Source organism: Streptomyces sp. KL2 (assembly GCF_046529545.1).
Classification (GTDB): Bacteria; Actinomycetota; Actinomycetes; order Streptomycetales; family Streptomycetaceae; genus Streptomyces; species Streptomyces radiopugnans.
In genome coordinates this window covers 585,595-610,269 of sequence record NZ_CP127170.1, presented here as the reverse complement: position 1 = coordinate 610,269, position 24,675 = coordinate 585,595, and the positions used below count along the sequence as shown (strand labels likewise).

General features: G+C 75.2%; 20 protein-coding genes. 9 read left to right on the top strand and 11 right to left on the bottom strand.

The genetic code is table 11. The features are described 5' to 3' along the window. Positions 1-145: 145 nt before the first annotated feature. Together QPK52_RS02745 and QPK52_RS02740 are read left to right on the top strand one after the other, a co-directional pair. Positions 146-943: an electron transfer flavoprotein subunit beta/FixA family protein gene (locus QPK52_RS02745; protein WP_410535337.1), complete on the top strand. Its 798-nt coding sequence runs from the start codon at positions 146-148 to the stop codon at positions 941-943. 67 nt (positions 944-1,010) lie between these two features. After that, positions 1,011-1,973, top strand: coding sequence for an electron transfer flavoprotein subunit alpha/FixB family protein (locus QPK52_RS02740; RefSeq protein ID WP_410535336.1), 963 nt, complete (start codon positions 1,011-1,013; stop codon positions 1,971-1,973). Positions 1,974-2,101: 128 nt separating this feature from the next. Here QPK52_RS02740 and QPK52_RS02735 read toward each other — a convergent pair whose 3' ends face one another. After that, positions 2,102-3,100 (bottom strand): LacI family DNA-binding transcriptional regulator, encoded by a 999-nt coding sequence (locus QPK52_RS02735; protein ID WP_410540171.1) that lies wholly within the window; start codon positions 3,098-3,100, stop codon positions 2,102-2,104. Between the two features lie 196 nt (positions 3,101-3,296). On the opposite strand from QPK52_RS02735, the gene QPK52_RS02730 reads away from it, so the two are divergent. Together QPK52_RS02730 and QPK52_RS02725 are read left to right on the top strand one after the other, a co-directional pair. Beyond that, the gene (locus tag QPK52_RS02730; RefSeq protein WP_410535334.1) at positions 3,297-4,238 is read left to right on the top strand and encodes an ROK family protein; all 942 of its coding nucleotides are present in this window, start codon (positions 3,297-3,299) and stop codon (positions 4,236-4,238) included. Between the two features lie 131 nt (positions 4,239-4,369). After that, positions 4,370-5,416 carry an NUDIX hydrolase gene (locus QPK52_RS02725; RefSeq protein ID WP_410540170.1) on the top strand — a complete coding sequence of 349 codons (1,047 nt, stop codon included), beginning with the start codon at positions 4,370-4,372 and terminating at the stop codon, positions 5,414-5,416. Positions 5,417-5,485: 69 nt separating this feature from the next. On the opposite strand, the gene QPK52_RS02720 is transcribed toward QPK52_RS02725, so the two are convergent. Then, entirely contained in the window at positions 5,486-6,850 is a 1,365-nt protein-coding gene (locus QPK52_RS02720; protein ID WP_410535332.1) for a dipeptidase, read from the bottom strand. Between the two features lie 212 nt (positions 6,851-7,062). On the opposite strand from QPK52_RS02720, the gene QPK52_RS02715 reads away from it, so the two are divergent. Then, complete coding sequence (locus tag QPK52_RS02715; RefSeq protein ID WP_410540168.1) at positions 7,063-8,229, top strand: geranylgeranyl reductase family protein; 1,167 nt, start codon at positions 7,063-7,065, stop codon at positions 8,227-8,229. Between the two features lie 37 nt (positions 8,230-8,266). Here QPK52_RS02715 and QPK52_RS02710 read toward each other — a convergent pair whose 3' ends face one another. Next, positions 8,267-8,758 carry a nitroreductase family deazaflavin-dependent oxidoreductase gene (locus QPK52_RS02710; RefSeq protein WP_410535331.1) on the bottom strand — a complete coding sequence of 164 codons (492 nt, stop codon included), beginning with the start codon at positions 8,756-8,758 and terminating at the stop codon, positions 8,267-8,269. Positions 8,759-8,932: 174 nt separating this feature from the next. Here QPK52_RS02710 and QPK52_RS02705 point away from each other — a divergent pair, with 174 nt between their 5' ends. Further along, positions 8,933-9,658: a TetR/AcrR family transcriptional regulator gene (locus QPK52_RS02705; protein ID WP_410535330.1), complete on the top strand. Its 726-nt coding sequence runs from the start codon at positions 8,933-8,935 to the stop codon at positions 9,656-9,658. 41 nt (positions 9,659-9,699) lie between these two features. Here the strand turns inward: QPK52_RS02705 and QPK52_RS02700 are convergent, their stop codons facing one another. Both QPK52_RS02700 and QPK52_RS02695 read right to left on the bottom strand, forming a co-directional pair. After that, a complete protein-coding gene (locus QPK52_RS02700; RefSeq protein ID WP_410535328.1) occupies positions 9,700-10,488 on the bottom strand; it encodes an AfsR/SARP family transcriptional regulator in 789 nt (262 codons plus the stop codon). 108 nt (positions 10,489-10,596) lie between these two features. After that, complete coding sequence (locus QPK52_RS02695) at positions 10,597-11,367, bottom strand: maleylpyruvate isomerase family mycothiol-dependent enzyme (RefSeq protein WP_410535326.1); 771 nt, start codon at positions 11,365-11,367, stop codon at positions 10,597-10,599. 91 nt (positions 11,368-11,458) lie between these two features. Here QPK52_RS02695 and QPK52_RS02690 point away from each other — a divergent pair, with 91 nt between their 5' ends. Further along, entirely contained in the window at positions 11,459-12,691 is a 1,233-nt protein-coding gene (locus QPK52_RS02690; RefSeq protein WP_410535324.1) for an ROK family protein, read from the top strand. 51 nt (positions 12,692-12,742) lie between these two features. On the opposite strand, the gene QPK52_RS02685 is transcribed toward QPK52_RS02690, so the two are convergent. The 3 genes from QPK52_RS02685 to QPK52_RS02675 form a co-directional block, all read right to left on the bottom strand. Next, positions 12,743-13,162 carry an ATP-binding protein gene (locus tag QPK52_RS02685; protein ID WP_410535322.1) on the bottom strand — a complete coding sequence of 140 codons (420 nt, stop codon included), beginning with the start codon at positions 13,160-13,162 and terminating at the stop codon, positions 12,743-12,745. Between the two features lie 210 nt (positions 13,163-13,372). Beyond that, the gene (locus tag QPK52_RS02680) at positions 13,373-13,732 is read right to left on the bottom strand and encodes a hypothetical protein (protein WP_245770088.1); all 360 of its coding nucleotides are present in this window, start codon (positions 13,730-13,732) and stop codon (positions 13,373-13,375) included. Positions 13,733-13,971: 239 nt separating this feature from the next. Next, positions 13,972-14,850, bottom strand: a complete 879-nt coding sequence (locus QPK52_RS02675) for a DeoR/GlpR family DNA-binding transcription regulator (protein ID WP_410535320.1) — start codon at positions 14,848-14,850, stop codon at positions 13,972-13,974. Positions 14,851-15,096: 246 nt separating this feature from the next. On the opposite strand from QPK52_RS02675, the gene QPK52_RS02670 reads away from it, so the two are divergent. Next, a complete protein-coding gene (locus QPK52_RS02670) occupies positions 15,097-17,553 on the top strand; it encodes a hypothetical protein (protein ID WP_410535319.1) in 2,457 nt (818 codons plus the stop codon). Between the two features lie 39 nt (positions 17,554-17,592). Here QPK52_RS02670 and QPK52_RS02665 read toward each other — a convergent pair whose 3' ends face one another. Beyond that, complete coding sequence (locus QPK52_RS02665; RefSeq protein WP_410535317.1) at positions 17,593-20,064, bottom strand: right-handed parallel beta-helix repeat-containing protein; 2,472 nt, start codon at positions 20,062-20,064, stop codon at positions 17,593-17,595. Between the two features lie 165 nt (positions 20,065-20,229). Beyond that, positions 20,230-20,814: a hypothetical protein gene (locus tag QPK52_RS02660; protein ID WP_410535316.1), complete on the bottom strand. Its 585-nt coding sequence runs from the start codon at positions 20,812-20,814 to the stop codon at positions 20,230-20,232. 344 nt (positions 20,815-21,158) lie between these two features. On the opposite strand from QPK52_RS02660, the gene QPK52_RS02655 reads away from it, so the two are divergent. Next, positions 21,159-22,142, top strand: a complete 984-nt coding sequence (locus tag QPK52_RS02655; protein WP_410535315.1) for a universal stress protein — start codon at positions 21,159-21,161, stop codon at positions 22,140-22,142. A 23-nt stretch (positions 22,143-22,165) separates the two neighbouring features. On the opposite strand, the gene QPK52_RS02650 is transcribed toward QPK52_RS02655, so the two are convergent. Next, complete coding sequence (locus QPK52_RS02650) at positions 22,166-24,544, bottom strand: phosphoketolase (protein WP_410535313.1); 2,379 nt, start codon at positions 24,542-24,544, stop codon at positions 22,166-22,168. Positions 24,545-24,675 lie beyond the last annotated feature (131 nt).

Here is a 24,675-nt window from a genome sequence, read left to right as displayed (position 1 = left end):
CCTCCGGGTAGGGGCCTGGGTGTACTGACGAGTAATATCCTGGATGGAGAGCCGGCCCCACCGGACCGGATTCCGCCCGATCAGGCGCCTATGCTGCCTGTGAGACAAGGCAGCCAGTAATGACGACGCATGTAGGAGAGCCGGCGTGAGCTTGAGGATCGTTGTCTGTGTGAAGTACGTGCCCGACGCCACCGGCGACCGGCACTTCGCCGATGACCTGACCGTCGACCGCGAGGACGTGGACGGCCTGCTGTCGGAGCTCGACGAGTACGCCGTCGAGCAGGCCCTGCAGATCGCCGAAGGCCGCCGGCAGGGTGGGGACGACGCCGAGGTCACCGTGCTGACCGTCGGCCCCGAGGACGCCAAGGACGCGCTGCGCAAGGCGCTGTCCATGGGCGCCGACAAGGCCGTGCACGTGGAGGACGACGACCTGCACGGCACCGACGTGATCGGCACCTCCCTGGTGCTGGCCAAGGCCGTCGAGAAGACCGGCTACGACCTGGTCGTCTGCGGCATGGCCTCCACCGACGGCGCCATGGGCGTGCTGCCCGCGCTGCTGTCCGAGCGCCTGGGCGTGCCGCAGGTCACCCTGCTCTCCGAGGTCTCCGTGGAGGACGGCAAGGTCACCGGCCGCCGGGACGGCGACGCCGCGACCGAGCAGCTCGAGGCCGCGCTCCCGGCCGTCGTCTCCGTGACCGACCAGTCCGGCGAGGCGCGCTACCCCTCCTTCAAGGGCATCATGGCCGCCAAGAAGAAGCCGGTTCAGTCCCTGGACCTGGACGACCTGGACATCGACGCCGACGAGGTCGGCCTCGAGGGCTCCTGGACCAAGGTCGACGACGCCGCCGAGCGTCCGGCCCGCACCGCGGGCACGATCGTCAAGGACGAGGGCGAGGGCGCCAAGCAGCTCGCCGAGTTCCTCGCGGGCCAGAAGTTCATCTGAGCCCCAAGGCCCGACGCACCCCTCACTCCTCCACCGTCCTCGCAATCCTCGCAGGAGAGCAACTCCCATGGCTGAAGTCCTTGTCTACGTCGACCACGTGGACGGCGCCGTCCGCAAGCCCACCCTCGAACTGCTGACCCTGGCCCGCCGCATCGGCGACCCGGTCGCCGTGCACCTGGGCGCCGGCGCCGACAGCGCCGCCGCCACGCTGGCCGAGTACGGCGCGGTGAAGGTCCTCGCCGCCGACGCCCCCGAGTTCGCCGACTACCTCGTCGTGCCGAAGGTGGACGCGCTCCAGGCCGCCTACGAGGCCGTCTCCCCGGCCGCCGTCCTGGTCCCCTCCTCCGCGGAGGGCAAGGAGATCGCGGCCCGCCTGGCGCTGCGCATCGGCGCGGGCATCATCACCGACGCGGTCGACCTGGAGGCCGGCGACTCCGGCCCGGTGGCGACCCAGTCGGTCTTCGCCGCGGCCTTCACCACCAGGTCCCGCGTCACCAGGGGCACCCCGGTCGTCACCGTCAAGCCCAACTCCGCCGCCCCCGAGGCCGCCCCGGCCGCCGGCCAGGTCGAGCAGCTCTCGGTGACCTTCGGTGAGAAGTCCACCGGCACCAAGGTCGTCTCCCGCACCCCGCGCGAGTCGACCGGCCGTCCGGAGCTGACCGAGGCCGCGATCGTGGTCTCCGGCGGCCGCGGTGTCAACGGCGCCGAGAACTTCTCGGTCATCGAGAACCTCGCCGACGCCCTCGGCGCGGCCGTCGGCGCCTCGCGCGCCGCGGTGGACGCGGGCTGGTACCCGCACACCCACCAGGTCGGCCAGACCGGCAAGTCGGTCTCGCCGCAGCTCTACATCGCGGCGGGCATCTCCGGCGCCATCCAGCACCGGGCCGGCATGCAGACCTCGAAGACCATCGTGGCCGTCAACAAGGACGAGGAGGCCCCGATCTTCGACCTGGTCGACTACGGCGTGGTCGGCGACCTCTTCGAGGTCCTCCCGAAGCTCACCGAGGAGGTCAAGGCCCGCAAGGGCTGACAGCCTCCGCGGAAGGCGGACGGCGGCCGGGGCCGCGCGGTCGGTGTGGATCCGCGCGGCCCCGGCCGCGTCCGCACGGCCGCGTCCCGAAGGCCCGCTCCCTGCGGGCGGCCGGGCCTTCGGGCGGCTCAGGAGTACGGGGGCACCTCCCCCGAGCCGCGCGGGATCAGCCGGGTGGGCAGCACCACGCGCCGCGGCGCTTCGCCGGCGCCCTCCAGCCGGCGGAAGAGCAGCTCGCCGGCCCTGCGGCCCAGCAGAGCGGGCTCCTGCGCGATGACGGTGACCGGCGGGGTCAGCAGGTCGGCCAGTTCGAAGTCGTCGAAGCCCACCAGCGCCACGCGCCGCTCCAGGCCCGCCAGTACCCGTACCGCGGTGACGGTCACCCGGTTGTTGCCCGTCAGCAGCGCGGTGACCGGCCCCCCGGCCGCTCCCCGCCCCGCCAGCATGCGCTCGGCGTCGGCCCGTACGCGTGCGGGATCCGTGGGCCCGAGCGCGACCCACGAGCCGTCCACCGGCAGCCCGGCCTCCTCCATCGCGGCCCGGTAGCCGCGCAGCCGCTCGGCGGCGGTGTGGATGCGCGGCAGGTCGCCGATGAAGCCGATCCGGCGGTGGCCGTGGGCGATGAGGTGGGCGACGCCCTCGCGCGCCCCCGTGAAGCTGTCGGAGAGCACCGCGTCGGCCTCGATGCGGGCGGCGGGGCGGTCCACGAAGACGGTGGCGATCCCGGCGGAGATCTCCGGCTCCAGATAGCGGTGGTCGTCACCGGCCGGGATGATCACCAGCCCGTCCACGCGCCGGGCGCACAGGGCGAGTACCAGTTCCCTCTCGCGCTCGCCGTCCTCGGCGCTGGAGCCGTTGATCAGCAGCGCGCCGTGCGCCCGGGCGACCTCCTCGACGGCGCGGCTGAGGGGGGCGTAGAAGGGGTCGGCGAGGTCCTCCAGAACCAGCCCGATGCTCGCGGTACGGCCCTTGCGCAGGATGCGGGCGCTGTCGTTGCGGCGGAAGCCGAGGGCGGTGATGGCCTCCTGCACCCTGCGCTCGGTGTCGGGGGTGACGCCGGGTTCGCCGTTGACGACCCGGGACACGGTCTTGAGGCCGACTCCGGCACGGGCGGCCACGTCCTTCATCGTCGGCCGCAGCCCGTAGCGGCGCTGGGAGGTGCGGGCGGGGCGGGCGGTGTCGGCCACTGCGGTTTCGTCCTGTCGTCGGCGGGCGGTGACGCACGGTCGCACGCGGCACGTCCTGGTGCGTCGATGGCCTCAGAGCATAGAGCCGGTCAACGGAGTGGACAACGTTGTCAGAAATAGGTGAGACTCTCCGCCCATGGACCAGGATCTTCTCGCGGCCCTCGATATCGGCGGAACCAAGATCGCAGGCGCGCTGGTGGACGACTGCGGGCGGCTGCTGCTGCGGACCCAGCGGCCGACCCCGGCGCGGGAGCCGGGCGACGGCGTGATGCGGACGGTGGCCGAGGTGCTCGGCGAACTGAGGGCGGCGGCCCAGTGGCCGCGCGTGGCGGCCCTGGGCATCGGCAGCGCCGGGCCGGTGAACGCCCGGCGGGGCACGGTGAGCCCGGTCAACATCCCCGGCTGGCGGGACTACCCCCTGGTGGACGGGGTGCGCGCCCTCGTCGGGGGAATGCCCGTGACACTGGTGGGCGACGGCGTGGCGATCACCGCCGCCGAGCACTGGCAGGGCGCGGCGCGAGGCCGTGACAACGCCCTGTGCATGGTCGTCTCCACCGGGGTGGGCGGCGGGCTGGTCCTGGACGGCAGGCTGCACCCCGGGCCGACCGGCAACGCCGGCCACATCGGGCACATCAGTGTGGACCTCGACGGCGACCCCTGCCCGTGCGGAGCGCGCGGCTGTGTGGAAGGCCTGGCCAGCGGGCCCAACATCGCCCGCCGGGCCCTGGCGAACGGCTGGCGGCCCGGGCCGGACGGAGACGCCAGCGCCCGAGGGGTGGCCGCCGCCGCGCGGGCCGGGGATCCGGTGGCCGCGGCATCCTTCGAACGCGCCGCGCGGGCCCTGGCGGCCGGGATCGCCGCGACCGCGACCCTGGCCGAGATCGAGATCGCGGTGATCGGAGGGGGAGTGGCCCAGGCCGGCGAGGTGCTGTTCGCGCCGCTGCGCCGGGCGCTGGGGGAGTACGCCACGCTCTCCTTCGTCCGGGGGCTGGAGGTCGTCCCCGCGGGAACGGGCACCGGGGCCGGCCTCGTCGGGGCCGCGGCGGCCTGCCGGGAGGCGCTGGGCCGGCCGGTGTGAGGGTCCCGGCGCGTGGACGGGAGCGTGCCGGGCGGAACCCGCGGGACGGCGCACGGGGCGGGGCGCGGGGGCGCGTTTCCGGGGCGGGGTGGAGCGGGCAGTGAACCGGGGACGACGGAATGGGGGGAACCGTGATCGTCTGGCTGAACGGCGCCTTCGGCGCGGGCAAGACCGCAGTGGCCCGTGAGCTGGTCGAGCTGCTTCCGGACGGCAACCTCTTCGACCCCGGCCTGATCGGCGCGGGACTGCGCGCGCTCCTGCCGCGCAAGCGTCTGGACGAGGTCCCGGACTGCCAGGACCTGCCCGCCTGGCGGCGGCTCGTGGTGGACACGGCCGCCGCCGTCCACGGTGAGGTGGGCGGCACCCTGGTGGTGCCGGTGACGCTGCTGCGGCAGGAGTACCGCGACGAGGTCTTCGGCGGGCTCGCGGCCCGCCGCATCCCCGTGCGCCATGTGCTCCTGGACGTCGAGGAAACGATCCTCCGCGAGCGGGCCGCCCGGCGCGGGGAGGCGCCCGGGGACGGCGGGGCCGGCACAGCCGTACGCGGCCGGTGCGCGGAACCGGTCCGGCGCCCTGCGGCCCACCACCGGGTGCCGGACTGGCTCCGGGCCGACGCGCACACCGTCGACGCCACCTCCCTCACCCCCCGGCAGACCGCCGAGAAGGTGGCGGAGGCGATACGCGCCGGAAGAGGCGCCTGCGACATCGTGCAGACCCCGGAACCGACCGCGGAGACCGTGGCGGCCGGGGTCCTCCTCTTCGACGAGACGGACCGGGTGCTGCTGGTCGACCCGACCTACAAGCCCGGCTGGGAGTTCCCCGGCGGAGTGGTCGAACCCGGTGAGCCGCCCGCCCGCGCCGGGCTGCGCGAGGTGGCCGAGGAACTGGGGCTGCGGCTGGACACCGCGCTCCGGCTGCTCGTCGTCGACTGGGAGCCGCCCCGGCCGCCCGGCTACGGCGGTCTGCGGCTGCTCTTCGACGGCGGCCGGCTGACCACCACGGCCGCCCGCGACCTGCTGCTGCCCGGCGCGGAGCTGCGCGGCTGGCGCTTCGTCACCGAGCGGGAGGCCGCCGCGATGCTGCCCCCGGTGCGGATGGAGCGGCTGCGCTGGGCGCTGCGGGCGCGCGAACGGGGCGTCACGCTCAACCTGGAGGCGGGCACACCGGTCGGCGCGTGACGGCCGGGACCCGCGCGGTGCGCGGCCGCCCGGCCGCCGCCGACCGGCCGCCGCCGCGCCGGCGACCGGTCAGCCGCGCGCGGACTCGGCGTACTTGCGCAGGAACAGCGCCTCGGCCACCGACAGCCGCCGCAGTTCGTCGGGGGAGACACTCTCGTTGACCGCGTGGACCTGCGCCTCCGGCCCGCTCAGGCCGATCAGCAGGATCTCCGCCTCGGGGTAGAGCCTGCCCAGGGTGTCGCACAGCGGGATCGAGCCGCCCAGGCCCGCAGTGGCCATCTCGGCGCCGTCGTACGCCTCGCCCATCGCCTCGGCCATCGCGGTGTACGCCGGGCTGGTGGTGTCCGCGCTGAACGGCTGGCCCTGGCCCACCTGCTCCACGGACAGCCGCGCGCCCCAGGGGATGTGGGACTCCAGGTGGGCGGTGAGCAGCTTGGTGGCCTCGGCGGCGTCCGTGCCCGGCGGCACCCGCAGACTGACCAGTGCCCGGGCGCTGGCCTGCAGCGACGAAGTGGCGCCGACCACGGGAGGGCAGTCGATGCCGAGGACGGTGACGGAGGGGCGGGCCCAGATGCGGTCGGCGACGGTGCCGGAGCCGATCAGCTCCACCCCGTCGAGCACCCTGGCGTCCCTGCGGAAGTCCTCCTCCGGGTACTGCAGACCCTCCCAGACGGAGTCCGAGGACAGCCCGTCGACGGCCGTCGAGCCGTCCTCGGCGCGCAGCGAGTCCAGCATCCGGATGAGCGCGGCGAGCGCGTCCGGGGCGGCGCCGCCGAACTGGCCGGAGTGCAGATTGCCCTCCAGGGTGTCCACCCGGACCTTCAGCATGGTCATTCCGCGCAGCGTCGCGGTGACGGTCGGCAGACCGGCGCGGAAGTTCCCGGCGTCCCCGATGACGATGCTGTCGGCGGCCAGCAGCTCCGGATGCGCCTCGGCGTAGAGCTCCAGGCCCCCCATGCCCATCTCCTCGGAGCCCTCGACGATCACCTTGACGTTCACCGGCACCCCGCCGTTCGCCTTCAGGGCGCGCAGCGCGAGCAGGTGCATGATGACGCCGCCCTTGCAGTCGGCGGCACCGCGCCCGTACCACCGCCCGTCGCGCTCGGTCAGCGTGAACGGCGGGGAGAGCCAGGCCGCCTCGTCCAGCGGCGGCTGCACGTCGTAGTGGGCGTACAGCAGCACGGTGGGGGCGCCGGCCGGACCGGGCAGGAAGCCGTAGACCGACTGCGTGCCGTCCGGGGTGTCCAGCAGGGCCACGTCGGTGAAGCCCTCGGCGCGCAGCGCGTCCGCCACCCACCGGGCCGCCCCCGCGCACTCCTCGGGCGGGAACTGGGCCGGATCGGCGACCGATCTGAAGGCCACCAGCTCGCCGAGCTCGGTACGGGCCCGGGGCATCAGCGAGGCTACGGTGGCTGCCAATGCGTCGTGCGCCATGGGGAACGCTCCTTCGGGGTGCTGCGTTGTGCGCCTGTGGGCGGGATCACCGTGCGTACAGGCGAATGTGTGATGCCGATACTCCCACAGGGGGATCCGGACGGCCGCGACACTAGGATGCGGCGGTAACCGGAAGCGGCCGAGCGGGAGCGGTAACACACGTGAGCAGGGAAAGCGTCGAGGGCGCCGAGGACACGGACCGGCAGAACCCGGTGTGGGATGTGGTGGTGGTGGGAGCGGGGCCGGCCGGAGCCTCCGCGGCGTACGCCGCGGCCGTCACCGGACGCCGGGTCCTGCTCCTGGAGAAGGCGGAACTCCCCCGTTACAAAACCTGCGGCGGAGGCATCATCGGGCCCTCCAGGGACGCCCTGCCGCCCGGTTTCGAACTGCCCCTGCGCGACCGGGTGTACGCGGTGACCTTCTCGCTGGACGGCAGGTTCGCCCGCACCCGGCGCTCCCGGAACATGCTGTTCGGGCTGGTCAACCGGCCCGAGTTCGACCACGCGCTGGTGGAGTCCGCGCAGAAGGCCGGCGCGGAGCTGTGGACGGGCGCCACCGTCACCCGCGTCGAGCAGCACGGCCCGGCCGTCCCCGACCGGCGCACCGTGGCCGTGGTCCTCTCCGACGGCCGCACCGTCCTGGCCCGCGCCGTGGTCGGCGCGGACGGCAGCGCCAGCCGGATAGGAGCCCATGTCGGGGTGAAGCTCGACCAGGTGGACCTGGGGCTGGAGGCCGAGATCCCGGTGCCGCCGACGGTGGCCGAGGACTGGGCGGGCCGCATCCTCATCGACTGGGGCCCGCTGCCCGGCAGTTACGGCTGGGTCTTCCCCAAGGGCGACACGCTCACGGTGGGGGTGATCTCCGCCCGCGGCGAGGGCGCGGCCACCAAGCGCTACCTGGAGGACTTCATCGCCCGCCTCGGGCTCTCCGGCTTCGAGCCCGCGGTCTCCTCGGGCCACCTCACCCGCTGCCGCTCGGCGGACTCCCCGCTGACCCGGGGCCGGGTCCTGGTCTGCGGGGACGCGGCCGGACTGCTGGAGCCCTGGACGCGCGAGGGCATCTCCTTCGCCCTGCGCTCCGGGCGGCTGGCGGGGGAGTGGGCGGTGCGGGTCGCCGAGGCGCACGACGCGGTGGACGCCCGCCGCCAGGCCCTCAACTACGCCTTCGCCGTGAAGTCGGGGCTGGGTGTGGAGATGGGCGTGGGAAGCCGGATGCACGCCGTCTTCGCCCGCCGCCCGAAGCTGCTGCACGCGGTGCTCACCGGCTTCCGCCCGGCGTGGAACGCCTTCGCGCGGATCACCCGGGGGACGACCACCCTCGGAGAACTCGTCCGTACCCACCCCCTGGCCCAGCGGGCCCTGGAGAGAATGGACCGCTGAGCGCCGAGCGCCGCTTCCCGGCACCCAGGTCACCGGCTCATCCCTCCCGGGTGATCCGGAAGACGGGGTGCCGGTCGGCCACGGCCAGCAGCTCCCCGTCGCTCGAGGCCGGCCCGACACCGTCGAAGAGGGCGCCGACCTCCCACTTCCACTTCCTCAGGTAGGCCCGCAGCACGGCCGGCTTCTCCTCGTCCGGCAGCTCCACGGCCGTGAACCGGTCCACACGTCCGCCGATGCGCAGCTCCCCGCCGCCGGCCGCGCGCAGATTGCGCACCCACTGGGTGTGCCCGCGCGGCGCGACGAGGTACCGGGCGCCTTCGAACTCCAGAGGATTGACGGGAGTGGTGCGCCATTCGCCGCTCTTGCGCCCCCGCACCGCCAGGGTCCGGGATCCGGCGAGGCCGACGCCCCGCCGGATCAGCCAGGCCACCAGCCTGTTGAGCACGTGGTCGGTGAGCGCGCCGGCCTTCCTGTAGTGCGGTGCGGTGCGGGGTGTCGGCTGCGATCCGCTGTGCGGCTGTGCGGTCATGATCCGCCTCCTGGGCGAGGGCTCCGGGCCGTGTGGGACGACAGGGTGCGAGAAAAGCGTTCCGGAACGAGATCGGTGCTCTCCCTGGAGAGCAGTGTCGCACGCCGTCCGGGTCGGTACAAGAGCACTGCTCTCCTTTCCGTGCGGCGCTTCCGAAGCTGGCAGACTGACCCCATGAACGCGATCCGAGGAGCCAGGGAACGGGCCCGCGCCGAGATCACCGCCGCCATCAAGGAGGAGGCGCGCAGACAGCTCGCCGAGGAGGGCGCCGCCCGGCTCTCGCTGCGCGCGGTCGCCCGCGAACTGGGCATGGTCTCCTCCGCGCTCTACCGGTACTTCCCCAGCCGCGACGACCTGCTGACCGCGCTGATCATCGACGCCTACGACGCCATCGGCTCCACCGCCGAACGCGCCCTGGCCGCGGCGGACCGCGACGCGCCGGTCGCCCGCTGGCGAGCGGTCTGCCGGGCCGTACGGCAGTGGGCCCTGGCCCATCCGCACGAGTACGCGTTGATCTACGGCTCGCCCGTGCCCGGCTACTCCGCGCCCCGGAGCACCGTCGCCCCCGCCTCGCGCGTCGGCCTCGCCCTGATCGTCGTCGTCCGCGACGCCCGTGCGGCCGGAGCCCTGAGCGAACCCGCCGGCGGCGCGTCCGCGCCGGCCGTCCCCGGGCCCGTCGCCGAGGACGCCGACCGGCTCATGGAGCTGCTCGGCCTCGACCTGCCCGCCCCCGTGGCCGCGGGGTTCATCGCGGCCTGGGCCCAGCTGTTCGGCCTGATCGGCTTCGAGGTGTTCGGCCAGTTCAACCAACTGATCGACGCACGCGAGGAGTTCTTCGATCACGCCGTCACCCGGCTCGCCGCCGCCGTCGGGCTGACCGGCTCCGGGGAGGTCTCCTGACCACGGGCGGGGCCCGCTCCCTCCCCGGGGCCGGGCCGGAGTCAGGACGCCAGCGCCGACTCCGGCAACAGCGAAGGGTCCTGGCGCACGATCCGCGCGTGCAGCTCCCGCAGCGCGGGACCGGGTTCCGCGCCCCGCTCCTCCAGGAGCCGGCGCCGGGCCTCCTCGTAGGCCAGCAGCGCGTCCGCGGAACGGTCGCAGCGGTACAGCGCCAGCATCAGAAGCCCCACCAGCCGCTCGCGCAGCGGATGCCGGGCCACCTGCCGCGTCAGCTCGTGGACGCACTCGCGGTACCGGCCCAGCTCCAGATCGCCCTCCAGCCGGGTCTCCAGCACCATCAGCCGCTTCTCCGCCCAGCGGCGCCGCTCACCGTCCAGGTAGGGGCCGGCCAGGCCCTCGGCGAACTCGCCGCGCCACAGCTCCTCCGCCTCCCTCGCCAGTGCGCCCGCCCGGTGCAGATCGCCCGACTCGCGCGCGGACAGCGCCTCGCGCAGCAGCGTCCGCCGTTCCGCCAGATCGTCGATCCCGGCGTTCTCCAGCCGGTAACCGCTGCCGGTCCACACCAGTTCCGGGGACGAGCAGCCCTTACCCGCCGCCGCGAAGGCCCGGCGCAGACCGGAGACGTACTTCTGGGCCAGATTCCGCACGTGCGAGGGCGGTTCGCAGCCCCAGACCGCGCTCACCAGCGCGTCGTAGGACATCGGCCGCCCTTCCTGGAGCAGCAGGACGGCGAGCACCGCCTGCTGCCGGGGCGGCCCCAGCGGCACCTCGCTCCCCCCGCGCAAGGCTCGCAGCGGACCGAGCAGTTCGAATCGCAGACCCTCAGCCATGTGCCCTCCCTCGCCGCCCCAATGAGCCTACGTCCTGGACGGCGTTCCAGTGGATCTTCCCGCGAAGGCCGGCGATCCGCGTCACCGCGGTCGGCGCCGCACGCCCCCTCAGGGGTCCACGTGCTCCGGGGCCGGGTCGCTCCACCGGACGGCGGAGTCGGCGTGCCACAGGCGGGCGAGCCCCGCGTCCCCCTCGACGGACACCCGCTCCCCGTACGGCCGCCGGTTCCACAGCGCGAGGTAGAGGTCCGCGGCCTCTCCGGTGACGGCGCAGTCCGCCGTCTCGTCCCCCTCCCGGCTCACCACCGGCGGCTCCGGGGAGAGGCGGAGGGTCCACGGGGCGAACCCCCGTGCCGTCACCCGCAGGACCCGGGGGCGGGCGGAGCGCACCCGGCTGGTGGGGCGGGTGTGGAAGCCGACCAGGAGTTCGTCGACCCCGTCGGCGGCGAAGAGCGGGTCCACGGGGGAGAGGTCCGGGCCCGAGGCCAGTTCGGCGTCGACGCGGTGGACGGCCGTCTCATGGGCCTGGCGCCGGGCCCAGAAGAGGAGGGGGGAGCGCGCCCCGCGCAGGAACGTCCAGCACTCCAGGTCCGCGGGGGCCTCCCGCAGCGCGGCCAGCAGCCTTCGGTGCCCCCGGGCGAACCAGTCCGGCAGCAGCTCGTCCGGCACGTCCGCCTCCGGCGCGGGCACGTCGCGGGTGCGCCCCTCGGAGACGATGCGGCCCGCCCAGCGGTGGACCGTCCCCTGGTGGGTCACCAGATCGCGGACGCGCCAGCCGGGACAGGTGGGGACCTCGGCGTCCCATCCCGCACGCAGAGCCGCGGCGAGCAGTAACTCGCCTTCCTCCCGGAGGATTTCGAGGTAGCGGTCGATGTCCACGGAGGCAGTGTGCCAGGGCGTGCCGCGGTTCGTTCGCGGCGGTCGGACCACCCCGCTTTGTTCGCGGTGGATACAAAGCCAGAATGGGACGGTGACCCCGACGCGTACAACAAAGCTGGAGAGAGGCCGCGGCGCCCTCGGCCCGGCGCTGGAACTCGTGCACACCGGACGCGCGCCCACCCGCGCCGTGCTCACCGCGGAACTCGGTGTGACCCGGGCGACCGCCGGAGCCGTGGCCGCGGAGCTGGAGGCGCTCGGGCTGATCACCGTCGACTCCCGGCCCGCCGTCGCCGCCGGCTCCCAGGGCCGTCCCTCCCACCGGCTGTCGGTCGACCCCGAGGGCCCGGTCGTCCTGGCGGCCCAGGTGCACGCCGACGGGTTCCGTGCCGCCCTCGTCGGGCTCGGCGGCCGGATCGTCGCCACCGTGCCCGGCACCGTGACAGTGGAGGCCGATCCGGCCCAGGTCCTCACCGAGGTCGTCGGCGCCGGGGCCGGGCTGCTGCGCGAGACCGGGCGGCGCTGCCTGGGCGCCGGTCTGGCGGTGCCCTCCGCCGTCGCCGAGCCGGAGGGCACCGCCCTCAATCCGCTGCACCTGGCCTGGCCCCCGGGTGCGCCGGTGCGGGAGATCTTCACCCGCTGCCTGGCCGAGGCAGGCGTCACCGGACCGTCCGGCGACGCGCCCGCGACCGGTTTCGCCGCCAACGACGTCAATCTCGTGGCCCTGGCCGAGCACCGCCACGGCGCGGGCCGCGGCGCCCGCGACCTGCTGTGCGTGGCCACCGGGCACCGCGGCGTCGGCGGCGCGCTCGTCCTCGACGGCCGCCTGCACACCGGCAGTTCGGGGCTGGCCCTGGAGGTCGGCCATCTGACCGTGGACCCGGACGGCAGGCCCTGTCACTGCGGCGGGCGCGGCTGCCTGGACGTGGAGACCGACCCGCTGGCCTTCCTGGAGGCCGCCGGCCGCGAGCCCGGTCCGGAGACCGGCCTGCTCAAGCGCGCCCTGGAGCTGCTGCGCACGGAGTACTCCACCGACCCGGCCGTGCGCGACGCCGCGCACCTGCTGATCGACCGGCTCGGCCTGGGCCTGGCCGGCCTGGTCAACATCCTCGACCCGGACCGGATCATCCTCGGCGGGCTGCACCGCGCCCTGCTGGAGGCGGACGCCGAGCGGCTGCAGAACGTCATCGCCGAGCGCAGTCTGTGGGGGCGTGACGGCGGGGTGCCGGTGCTCGCCTGCGCACTGGACTACAGCGGCCTGGTGGGCGCCGCCGAACTCGCCTGGCAGCCGGTCCTGGACGATCCCATGACGGTGGCGCGGGGCTGACCGGGGCCGACCGGGCTTCGCGGGCCGGGTGCCGCTTCCGGCCCGGGCCCGTCAGGCGCGCGGCAGGGGTTCGGGCCGGGCCGCGGGGCCCGGCGCGGCGGGCGCCGGCACCGGCAGGGTGATCCGCGCGGCCCGGCCGGTACCGCCGCTCCGGGCCGGTGAGCGTTCGCCCGTCAGGAGCGCCCCCATGGCGTGGGTGGGGGAGAGCTGCGGCGCGTGGTCGCGCACGGAGATCGTCAACCGGTCGAGGAGCAGCGCGATCTCCACGGTGCAGCGCCCGTCCGGGCCCGTCTGCCGGAGGGCTCCCGCCAGCAGTTCGGTGACGCCGTCGGCGGCCGGGCCGACGAGCGCCTCCAGCTTCCAGTAGCGCAGTTGGGCCGACACGATGCGGCGGATCTGACCGGTTCGAGAGGGCAGCGCCTGGAACTCCACCGTCCGCTGCCGGCCGGACGCGCTGGGGTGACTGATCACGACTGCGGCTCCCTGGTGAGAGTTGGGGGTGTCCGGACCACGGAAGGAGGGCGTCGGGCACTCTGACGGCCGCTACGGCATAGACATCAGCGTGATTCAGGTGACGAAAAGGTGCAAATCAGGCGACCTTTCCGGGTGGGTGCACCACGGCAGGCGCACCCCGGTGGGCGCCCGCCGGGCCGGGGCTCCGGGTTTCGGGTCCCGGGCGCCTCAGCCGTCGGCCGGGGCCGCGCGCCGCTTCGCCGCGACCTTCGCCGCCCCGGACCTCCCCGGCGCCCCGCTCGCCCGGGCGCGGGCGCCGCGCAGCGCGGCCACCAGGCCGTCGCTCGTCTGCCCCTTCAGGCGCAGCGCGTACCAGGTGCCGTTGACGGCCGCCAGGGCCCGTCCGCGCGCGGCGTACCACGGCTCGCTGACGCGGACCTGCTCCACCGGCGCACTGTCGATCTCACGGCCGTAACTGGTCAGCAGCACCAGCCGCCCGTCGCGGACGACGACCTGCCCGGCCCGGGTGAGGGACCGCAGCCACCGGGCTATCCGCACTCCGGTGGCACTGAACTCGGGCTCCGCCACAGCGCAACGCCTCCCACCTCGTCACCGTCGGCCCGCCTCACGGCCGGGCCGTCACCGGCGCCACCCCCACCGGGTGCTGCCCTGTCCTGTCCTGTCCTGTCATGAAGTCTGCACCCGCCGGGACCGACGCGCCAGGGTGCGCGTACCCCACTGCGCGCACCGCGGTACGCGCCCGGCGGCGCGCGCCCCGAGAACACCACCCCGGCCCCGGCACCGTCCCGCACGCCCCGGCCGGTGCTTCAGCGGTCGGCCTCCTGCCGGTCTCCGCCGAGGCTCCGGCCCTGCTCGGCGGGACCTCCGTCCGCCACCACCAGATCCAGGTCCGGCAGCGCCTCGCGGATCTCCGCACGCGTTCGCTCCGGCATGCCGCCGTCGGTGACCAGCGTGTCCACCTCCGCCAGGGAGGCGAACGAACTCAGGCCCACCGTCCCCCACTTGGTGTGGTCGGCGACGACCACCACCCGCCGCGCGGAGCGCATCAGACGGCGGTTGGTCTCCGCCTCGGCCAGATTGGGCGTGGACAGCCCGGCCTCGGCGGATATGCCGTGCACGCCGAGGAAGAGCACGTCGAAGTGGAGCGAGCCGATCGCCGCGTCCGCCACCGGCCCCACCAGGGAGTCCGACGGGGTGCGCACCCCGCCGGTGAGCACCACCGTCGCCGCCCCCGGACGGCCGCTCCGCGAGGCGTCCGCCCGCTGCGCGGTGTGGAAGACGTCCGCCACCCGCAGCGAGTTGGTGACCACAGTCAGATCCGGCACGTCCAGCAGACACCGGGCCAGCGCGTACGTCGTCGTCCCCCCGGAGAGCGCGATCGCACCGCCCGGTGCCGCCATGGCCGCCGCGGCCCGCGCGATGTCCTCCTTCGCGTCCTGCTCCAGCGACGACTTCGCCTCGAACCCCGGCTCGTGCGTGCTCGCCCCCGAAACCGGCACCGCACCGCCGTGCACCTTCTCCAGCACGCCCTGCCGCGCCAGTGCGTCCAGGTCGCGGCGCACGGTCATGTCCGAGACGTTGAGCCTGCGGGTCAGCTCGTTGACCCGCGCCCCGCCGCGGCGCCTGACCTCCTCCAGGATGAGCGCGCGCCGCTGCTCCGCCAGGAGGTTCTGGTTGTCACCCACCTGCTGGTCCGTCCCTTCTGGTCCACCGGCGGCCGCACGTGTGATCGCGGGCGCGGCCGTGTGCGCGGATACGGGCATCTGTTCGGCCCCATCCTTCCACGCGGCCGCGGCGCGCTCCGAGGCTCGATCGTGACGCCCGGTCCGGCCGGTCGGGCTGCGCACAGGGCCCCGCAGCCGCCATCCTGGATGCCGCCGCGGGGACGCCGCGGGAAACGGGGACGCACACCGGATCGGGAGGAGCGCAGCATGCCCGACAACCGGCCGGCGACACCGGCGGGACAGCACCGCGGCCAGGGGGAACCGGCGCTGGAACTCCTGGTGCACGGAGTCGGCGGCACCACACCGCAGGAGATGCTCGGCGACCCGCGCACGGTGCGGGTCACCGGTGACGACACGGCCGGCATCCACCGCCGCGCCGAAGACGCGGACGCCGAGAGCCGCTTCGGGGAGTACTCCGGCGGCCTGACCGCCGACCGGTCGGCCGATCCCCTCGCCGAGCCGTCGGCCGACCGCGCCCGGCAGCGGCCGATCCCCGAGGCGTACTGCTGGTCCAACCTCACCTCCGGCAACAGCGCCCGCGCCCTGTGGCTGCTCCTGCTGCCGTTCATGGTCGCCAACCTCGCCCACTGGATGCGTCCGGCCGCTCCCGCACGCCACCGCGGCCAGCGCGTCTACGACGTCCTGGTGCGGCTGGTGGCGCTCTCCCTGACCGTGCTGCTCACCGCCGCGGCCTGCGAGGTCGCGCTCGACCTGGTGGCCTGGCAGTGCGCCGCCTCCGAGCGCTGCGCGCGCGGCAAGTCCTGGCTCGGGCCGCTCACCGAGGGCTGGTGGGCCTCGCCCGGCCGCCGCCTGGTCCTGGCCGCGCTGGTGCCCGCCGCGCTGACCGCCCTGCTGTGGTGGCTGTCGCACCGCACCTGGAGCGCCTACGAGTCCGCCTCGCCGCCCCCGCGCCCGCCGGGCCCGGCCCGGCCGCTGCCCGGCGGGGAGCGGCCCGCGCTCTCCCTGCCGGGATTCTGGTACGGCCGCCGCATGGTCTCCCGGCTGCGCGCCGCCCACACCGCGGCCGGCCTGCTCACGGTCGCCACCACCCTGCTGACCGCGGCCGCCTCCCACGATCTGCGCCCCGGCGGCGACACCGCGCCGGAGGCCCTGGGGCGGGCGCTGACCGTCGTCCTCGCGGCCGGCTGGGCGGCGGCCCTGCTGGTCGCGGTCCGCAAGGGCCGCACCGAGTCCGAGCCGGACGAGCGGATCGACCGGTGGGCGTCGAAGGTCCTGCCGGGCGCCGCGCTGGGCGCACTGGTGCTGACCGCCGTGTACGCCGCCTGGCCGCGTCCGGGCTGGACCTCCTCCGCCCAGCTGCCCGGCACCGGCGTGTTCGCCTGGCTCGCGCTCCTCCAGGGCGCGCTGGCCGCCGCCATCGCCGTCACCGCGTACGTCCTGCACCGGGCGGCGCCGCCGGGCTCGTGCGCCGGACGGTGCGCCATGGGCGGACTGGGCGGCGCCGCGGTCGCCTTACTGGCCTGCGCGCTCGGCGGAGTGCTCACCGGCGGCGTGGCCCAGCGGGTGGCGGACTGGCTGGACAAGGACGGCACTCCGGGCGTGGCCGGCGGCGCCATAGCGGGGCCGCCGGTGCTGCTGAGCTGGCAGGCCGCGGTGATCCCCGTCCTGCTGCTGGTCGTGGTGGCCTTCGCGCTGGGCGCGGCGGTACGGGCGGGGCGGACGCGCAGGCGGCTGACCCCCGAGATCGTCGACTCATACGAGGGCGAGCCCCGCGAGCTGGAGTCCCGCAGCCGCCAGATCGCCCGTGTCGTCGCCTGGGCGCGGCTGACCGACTCCGCGCCGGTCCTGATCGCCTCCGTCACCGTCGCCACCGTGCTGCTGGGCGCCGGCGCCCTGGCGGGCGCGGCCCGCACCGGCCTCCCACCGGGGCCGGCCGCGGCCTCCTGGCCCGGCCCGCTGCCCGCCGTGGCCCAGGCCGTCCAGGCGCTCGGCTCCTGGCTGATGGGCGCGATGGTGGTGCTGCTGGTGGCGATGGGCCGCCGCGCCTACCGCGACGCGGCAGCCCGCCGCACCGTCGGCATCCTGTGGGACGTGGGCACCTTCTGGCCGCGCGCCGCCCACCCCTTCGCGCCGCCCTGCTACGCCGAGCGCGCGGTGCCGGACCTCACCTGGCGGATGTGCACCTGGACCGCGCGCACCGGCGGCAGGCTGGTGATCTCCGGGCACTCCCAGGGCAGCGTGCTGGCCGCCGCCGCCGTCTGGCAGCTCGACCCCGACACCCGCGGACGGGTCGCGCTGCTCACCTACGGCTCCCCGCTGGAGCGGCTCTACGGGCGCTGGTTCCCGTCCTGCTTCGGCCCCGCTCCGCTGCGCGCGCTGAGCGAGGAGGTGGACTGCTGGCGGAACCTGTGGCGCCTCACCGATCCGATCGGCGGCCCGGTGATGGTCGGGGAGGAGGGCGGACAGGAGGTGGACCGCGGCCCGCTGAGGGACCCGCTGCACTACGGCCGAACCCCCGAACACCCGCTGCCCGCGCCGATCCTGGGGCACGGCGACTACCAGGCCGACCCCGCTTTCGACGCCGAACGCGCGGCGCTGCTGGACCGGCTGGACCGGCTGACCGAGGGGCGCGAGGCGCCCTGCGTACCGGCCCAGCCCGAACGGCGGCACGAACAGCAGCCCGAACAGCAGTCCGAGCGGTGACCCGAGCACCGGGGCAGCCGCCGGGCCGGGCGGGCCGGTTCAGTGCCGCGGCCCCCGCGGCAGGTCCTCGGGGTGGAGCAGCGTCAGATCGTCGGTGTCCGGGTCGTCGAGCTGGGCGACCCGGCCCGCGTGCTGCTCGACCATGGCCTCGAAGGTCTGCCGCGCGGTGCGGCCGTTGCCGAAGGTCGGCCCCTTGGGCAGCTCGGCGAAGTACTCCAGCAGCGCGTCGGCCGTGCCCTCGGCGAGCTGGTACTCGTGCTCCTCGGCCTGCTGCCCCACGATCCGCAGCAGCTCCTCGGGCGTGTAGTCGCCGAAGGTGATGGTCCGTGAGAAGCGGGAGGCCACACCGGGGTTGACCTCCAGGAAGCGCTTCATCTCCGCGGTGTAGCCGGCGACGATGACGACCACCTCGTCGCGGTGGTCCTCCATCAGCTTCACCAGGGTGTCGATCGCCTCCCGGCCGAAGTCCCGGCCCGAGTCCTCGGGTGAGAGGGCGTACGCCTCGTCGATGAACAGCACGCCGCCGCGCGCCCGGTCGAACGCCTCCTGGGTGCGGATCGCCGTCGAGCCGATGTGCTCGCCGACCAGGTCCACCCGGGAGACCTCCACCAGGTGACCGCGCTCCAGCACCCCGAGGGAGTGCAGGATCTCCCCGTAGAGCCGGGCGACCGTGGTCTTGCCGGTGCCGGGGGACCCGGTGAACACCAGGTGCCTGCGCGCGGAGGCCGCCTTGAGACCGGCCTCGCGGCGCCTGCGGCCCACCTCGATCATGTCGATGAGGGCCCGCACCTCCCGCTTGACGCTCTCCAGGCCCACCAGCGCGTCGAGTTCGCCCAGCACCTCCTTCGCCGGCCGTGCCTCCTTCGCCGGCCCGCCGGAGACCTCACCGGAGGAGCCCCCGCCGGACGGGGACGCGGGGGCGGGCGAGGCGGAAGGCGCCGCGGCCGCCGACTGCTGGGGTATGCCGCCCAGCAGACCCGCGGTCTGGACGGCCGGGGGGGCCGGGGGGAGCGCCGGCCCGGGCTCGGAGGCGACCGGCGCGGAACTCTGGTCGCTGGTGCAGTCCTCGACGACCGGCCCCCCGTCGGCGAACTCGTAACCGCCGCGCGCGCAGCGCTCGGTGCGGCAGCGGCGCAGCGTGGTGCGGCAGCCGTCGATCACGTGGAAGCCGTAGCCGCGCGAGCCTGCCACCCGGCAGTTCGAGAAGGTGCCGCGGCCCTCGGCGGAGACGTAGAAGCCCGCCTCCGCCGGATCGGTCACGGTGCAGCGGTCGATCTCCGGATCGGCGCCCTTGGTGACGATCACGCCCGTCCCGACGGCGTCGACCGTGCAGTTCGCCAGGGTGCCGCCACTGCCGTGGTCGCGGAACCAGGCGCCGGTGGCGGCCTCCCGGATACGGCAGTCGTCCAGCTGGACCGTCCCGCCGTCGCTCACCGACACCGCCGTGTTGCGCACCTGCGCCAGATCGCTGTCGAGGACGTCCGCCCGCGAGCCCCGGTCCAGGACGAACAACGCGTCCGGCACGTCGTGGACCCGGCAGGAGTCCAGCAGCGCCGAGGCGCCGTCGCTGACCCAGACCGCCGGGTAGTCGCCCGTGCTCTCCTGGATCTCGCACCCGTTGGCGTCCACGCGGGTGCCCGGATCCCACACCGACAGGCCGTTGCGGCCGAAGCGGCGCACCGTGGAGCGGGTCAGCGTCAGCACCGAGCGCGAGCGCAGGTCGACCGCGTTCTCCGGGATGTCGTGGATCTCGCAGTCGGCGAGGGTGAGGACCGCGTCGGTGTCCAGGGTGACGCCGTCGGCGGAGGTGCGGTGCACCCGGCACTCGGTGAGGTTCCCGACCGCCCGGGAGGCGACCCGTACCCCCGCGCCCTTGATCTCGTACACCTCGCAGCCCACGGCGTCCACCGCGCTGCCCTCCCCGGACAGCGAGAGCCCCGCGCCCGAGGCGTGGTGGACCCGGCAGCGCTCCAGCCGGGGATGGGCGCCCTCGTGCACCGCGATGCCCGACTGCCCCGCCGCGACCACCTCGCACTCCTCGAACAGCCCGCCCGCGCCCCCACCGACGCCGATGCCCACCCCGGCCGGGTTGTCCACCGTGCAGCGGCGCAGGGTCGGCCTGGCCCCGGAGCGCACCTCGATGCCGGAGGCCGACCGCGTCACCACCCGCAGCCCGGACAGCTCGGCCACGCAGTCCTCGATCAGCAGCGCGGGCGCCGCGGCGTCCTGGCCCTCGATCTGCAGGTCGCGCACGACCGCGGCGGCGCGTACGGTCAGCGCCACCCCGTCGGCGGGGGCCAGACGCACCGAACCGGCGTCGGAGCGCTCGGGGCCGCGCAGGGTGACGGCGCGTTCGACCACCAGGTTCTCGCGGTAGGTGCCGGGTGCGACGGTCAGCACGTCGCCGTCGCCGGCGGCGGAGAGGGCGGCGGAGATGGTGGCGTAGTCTCCCGTGCGGCGCCGCCACCGCGACGAGCTGGTGTGCGTCACCTGGACCAAGCCCTGTGCCATGGACCGCCTTGCCCCAAACCTCGTGCGAACCTCGATCGCGCTGCCGCGCGCATCCGGATGCACCACCGTAGCGTGTGCCGGACCGATGGGATGACCGGTCCGCCCGCCATGGCGGAGGCGGGGCCCCCGCGTGTCTGTCCTGGTCGGATTCGGGCCGGATTGGGGTCAGTTCGACCGCCCGGCACGCCCCCAGTCGGGGCCCACCCGGGCCCACTCCTCCTCCCAGCGCGCGTAGCGCCGGGCCATCAACCGCCGTACCAGCAACCGCCGTACGGCCTCCACCAGTCCGGCCGCGGCCACCGCCGTACCGAATCCGGCCAGGGCGGCGTGCGAGGACGCGGCGGCGGCGTCCATCGGACGTGCGGCGATCTCCCCGCGGGCGTCCACCCACACGCGCAGCCGGTCACCGGGCTCGGTCGGGCGTCTGGTGACGACCGTGCCCGAGTGGGTGCGGCCGTCGGCCGCCGTCCAGGTGGCGTTCACCCGGTGACCGGACTCGGCCTCGGGACTGTCGGCCGCGGGCGGAGTGCTCTGGGCCACCGTCGCCCACACCTGGTGCCGCTGCCGGTGCTGCTCGCGTACGACGCCCATCAGCGTCTCGTGCGCGGTCCGGGTGCCCCACAGCGCGACGGCGGGGGTGGCCAGAGTCATCAGCAGGACGGCGGCCAGCGCCAGCCAGCCCTCCACACGGTCGGTGGTCCGGCACAGCGGGTTGCCCCGCCACCGCCACAGCCCGGCGATCGCTCGCACGATCGCTCACCCCCTTGCCGTCGCCGGTCGCCGCCTGCCCGGCCTCGCACGGGAGCGGGTGGACGGGGAGAGGACGACGGCACGGCTCCGGGCAGGTCGAAGGCCGGGAAACCCGGTGACGCCGTTCCTCTTCCACGGCCGAGCTTATCGGCACCGGAGCGCACTGCACAGCCGCTCAACGGGCCCGGAAGGGGTGAACGGAGGGGGCGGGAAGGGGACCCGGGCGCCCCCGGTCCGGCCCGGCGCCCTTCGAGGGGCGCGGAGGGTCTGATCCGCCCGTGGCGGGGGACTTGGTCTGCACACCCGCCCGCCGCGGTCCGCGAGGACCGCCCGCCCACGGAGACGTGAGGACAGTGAACCGCTCCGCCCAGCTCCCCGTCGTGGTCGGCGTCGACGGCTCGGACCACTCCCTGCGCGCCCTGGACCGGGCGGTGGAGGAGGCCGTGCTGCGGGGCGCGCCCCTGCAGGTCCTGTGCGGCGCTCCCACCCACCGGCTCGCGCCCGGCGCCGCCCCCGGAGTCCCCGGTGCCGCCCGGGAGGACGAGGGGGGCGGGGGAGCCGATGCGGCCGGGGGCGCGGACGCGTCCGCGAGGGCCGGCTCGGCCGACGAGGAGCACCGGCGGGCGCTGGCCCGGCAGTCCCGGCACATCGCCGAGGCGGCCGCGGAGCGGGCCCGGGAGAGCGCCCCGGGGCTGGAGGTGATGCCGTCGGCGGCGCAGGAGAACGCCGTCGCCGCGCTGGTGCGCGCCGGGCGCCGGGCCGCGCTGACCGTGGTCGGCACCCGCGGCCACGGCGGTTTCACCGGGCTGCTGCTGGGCTCGGTGAGCCTGCGCGTGGCGGCGCACATCGAGGGGCCCCTGATGGTCGTGCGCGGCGACAACGAGCGCCCCCGGCACGCCGTGGTCGTCGGCGTGGAGTACGGGACGGACACCGACGCGGCGCGCTACGGCTTCGAGGAGGCCGAGCGGCGGGCGGCGGCACTGCTCGTCCTGCACGCCTGGGAGCTGCCGGTCTACCCCGGTGTCATGGTGCCGCCGCCGACCCGGATGCTGGAGGAGATCGCCGAGGAGCAGGCCCGCTACGAGGAGAGCGTGCCGGTGGACGCCGTCGCCGGGTTGCGCGAGGCGTACCCGAACGTCGACGCCCGCGCCGAGACGGTGTACGCCGGGCCCGGCCACGCGCTGGTCGAGGCCAGCGCCGCCGCCGACCTGGTCGTCCTGGCCGCGCACCGCCGCCACCGCCTCTTCGGCATGCGCCTGGGCCCGGTCACCCACGCGGTGCTGCACCACGCCCACTGCCCCGTGGTGCTCGTCCCCACCGCCGCCTGACCGCCGCCCGGCCGCCCGGCCCGTCAGCCGGGCCAGCGCCAGTCGGCGACCTCGGGCATGTCGGTGCCGTGCTCGCGGATCCAGCCGTGGTGCCGCTCACGCGCGTCCCGCACCGACCTCCGCAGCCCCCCGGCGCGCTCCGCGAACCCCGGCGCCCGGTCGATCACGTCCATGACCAGCCGGTAGCGGTCCAGGTCGTTGCGGACCACCATGTCGAACGGGGTGGTGGTCGCCCCGCTCTCCCGGTAGCCGCGCACGTGCAGCCGGTCGTGGAGGCCCGGCCGGTGGGCGATCCGGTGGATCAGCCACGGATAGCCGTGGTGGGCGAACACCACCGGCCGGTCACGGGTGAACATCGCTTCGAACTCCGCGTCCGGCAGCCCGTGCGGATGCCGCGAGGCGGGCATCAGCCGGGCGATGTCCACGACGTTCACCACCCGCAGCGCCAGCTCGGGCAGGCGCTCGCGCAGCAGCGAGGCCGCGGCCAGCGCCTCCTGGGTGGGCACGTCCCCCGCGCAGGCCAGCACCACGTCCGGCTCCCGTCCCGGCCGCTCGGTCCCGGCCCACTCCCACACCCCGGCGCCGCGCTCGCAGTGGTCGCGGGCCTGCTCCGGTGCGAGCCAGTCGAAGCAGGGCTGCTTGCCGGCGACGACCACGTTCACCGTGTCCGTCGTCCGCAGCACGTGGTCGGCCACGCACAGCAGGGTGTTGGCGTCCGGGGGGAAGTAGGCGCGCACCACCTCGGGACTCTTGGTGAGGACGTGGTCGACGAAGCCGGGGTCCTGGTGGGAGAAGCCGTTGTGGTCCTGGCGCCACACATGCGAGGTCAGCAGGTAGTTCAGGCTCGGGACGGAAGCCCGCCAGGGCACCTCGCGGGCGCTCTGCAGCCACTTGGCGTGCTGGGTGACCATGCTCGCCACGATGGTGGAGAACCCCTCGTAGGAGGTGAACAGCCCGTGCCGCCCGGTGAGGGTGTAGCCCTCCAGCCAGCCCTGGCACAGGTGCTCGGAGAGCACCTCCATCACCCGGCCGCCGCCGCCGAGGTTCCGGTCCGTCTCCAGCGAGGCGCCCTGCCAGGCGCGGGGCGTGGCCTCCAGGACGTCCTGGAGGTGGTTGGACTCGGCCTCGTCCGGGGCCGTCAGCCGGAAGTCGCGCCGCTGCGCGGTGTCCTCGAAGATCCGCCGCAGCATGCCGCCCAGCACCCGGGTCGGTTCGTGGGAGGAGGCGCCGGGCCGATCCACCGGCACTGCGAAGGCCTCCGGGCCGGGCAGCGGCAGCGGCCGCCGCAGCCGGCCGCCGTCGGCGTGCTTCGAGGCCCCCAGCCGCCGCTCCCCGCGCGGTACGTGCGCCAGCACCCCGGGCAGGGGGCGGCCGGAGCCGTCGAACAGCTCCTCTGGCCGGTACGAGCGCAGCCACCGCTCCAGCGCGCGCAGCCGGCCGGGATCGTCGCGCACGTCCTTGACCGGGATCTGGTGGGAGCGCCAGGTGTCCTCCACCGGGTCGCCGTCCGCCTCCCGCGGACCGGTCCAGCCCTTGGGGGTGCGCAGCACGATCGCCGGCCAGCGGGGCCGCCCGGCCGCCCCCTCCTCACGCGCCGCCCGCCGGATCGCGGCGATCTCCTCCAGCGCCGTGTCCATGGCGGCGGCCAGGGCGCGGTGGACCTCGGCGGGCGGGGTGTCCGGGGCGGCCGTCACGTACAGCGGCTCGTGGCCGTAGCCGCGCAGCAGGGCGTCCAGCTCCTCATGGGGGATGCGGGACAGGACGGTCGGGTTGGCGATCTTGTAGCCGTTGAGGTGCAGGACGGGGAGCACCGCGCCGTCGTGCACCGGGTCCAGGAACTTGTTCGAGTGCCAGGAGGCGGCCAGCGGCCCCGTCTCCGCCTCGCCGTCCCCGACGACGCAGACGGCCACCAGGTCCGGGTTGTCCAGGGCGGCCCCGTAGGCGTGGGACAGGGAGTGTCCCAGTTCCCCGCCCTCCTGGATCGAGCCGGGCACCACCGGGGAGGTGTGGCTGGGCAGCCCGCCGGGGGAGGAGAACCGTTCGAACAGCCGCGCCATCCCCGCTTCGTCGCGCCCCATACCGGGCCAGAGCTCCCCGAAGGTGCCCTCCAGCCAGCTCCCCGCCAGCACCGCGGGCGCGCCGTGCCCCGGTCCCCACACGCACAGCACGTCAAGGTCACGGGTGCCGATCACCCGGTTCAGATGGGTGTAGACCAGGCCCAGGCCCGGACAGGTGCCCCAGTGGCCCAGCAGCCGCGGCTTGACGTGCTCGGGCCGCAACTCCTCGCGCAGCAGCGGATTGCCCCGGAGGTGGAGCTGGCCCGCGGCCAGGTAGTTCAGGGCACGCCAGTGCGCGTCCAGCTCGGCGCACTCGCGGTCGGTGAGCGGGGGGTGCGTCTGCATGGAACCTCCGGTCGTGGCTCGGGCTGTCACTCGGGCCGCCGCCCGGCCGGCCCCCGGAGGCTTCGGGGCCCTCCGGGACACGCGGCGCCTGTGCCCCGTGTCCCCTCCGCACGGCCGGCCACACCCGTGCG

What these genes read in the sequence shown, in the direction of transcription:
- QPK52_RS02710 (WP_410535331.1), bottom strand. Translation starts at nt 8,758, where the DNA reads ATGACCGCACAGCCGCACAGCGGATCGCAGCCGACACCCCGCACCGCA.
- QPK52_RS02730 (WP_410535334.1), top strand. Translation starts at nt 3,297, where the DNA reads ATGGACCAGGATCTTCTCGCGGCCCTCGATATCGGCGGAACCAAGATC.
- QPK52_RS02705 (WP_410535330.1), top strand. Translation starts at nt 8,933, where the DNA reads ATGAACGCGATCCGAGGAGCCAGGGAACGGGCCCGCGCCGAGATCACC.
- QPK52_RS02665 (WP_410535317.1), bottom strand. Translation starts at nt 20,064, where the DNA reads ATGGCACAGGGCTTGGTCCAGGTGACGCACACCAGCTCGTCGCGGTGG.
- QPK52_RS02740 (WP_410535336.1), top strand. Translation starts at nt 1,011, where the DNA reads ATGGCTGAAGTCCTTGTCTACGTCGACCACGTGGACGGCGCCGTCCGC.
- QPK52_RS02735 (WP_410540171.1), bottom strand. Translation starts at nt 3,100, where the DNA reads ATGAAGGACGTGGCCGCCCGTGCCGGAGTCGGCCTCAAGACCGTGTCC.
- QPK52_RS02670 (WP_410535319.1), top strand. Translation starts at nt 15,097, where the DNA reads ATGCCCGACAACCGGCCGGCGACACCGGCGGGACAGCACCGCGGCCAG.
- QPK52_RS02720 (WP_410535332.1), bottom strand. Translation starts at nt 6,850, where the DNA reads ATGGCGCACGACGCATTGGCAGCCACCGTAGCCTCGCTGATGCCCCGG.
- QPK52_RS02700 (WP_410535328.1), bottom strand. Translation starts at nt 10,488, where the DNA reads ATGGCTGAGGGTCTGCGATTCGAACTGCTCGGTCCGCTGCGAGCCTTG.
- QPK52_RS02650 (WP_410535313.1), bottom strand. Translation starts at nt 24,544, where the DNA reads ATGCAGACGCACCCCCCGCTCACCGACCGCGAGTGCGCCGAGCTGGAC.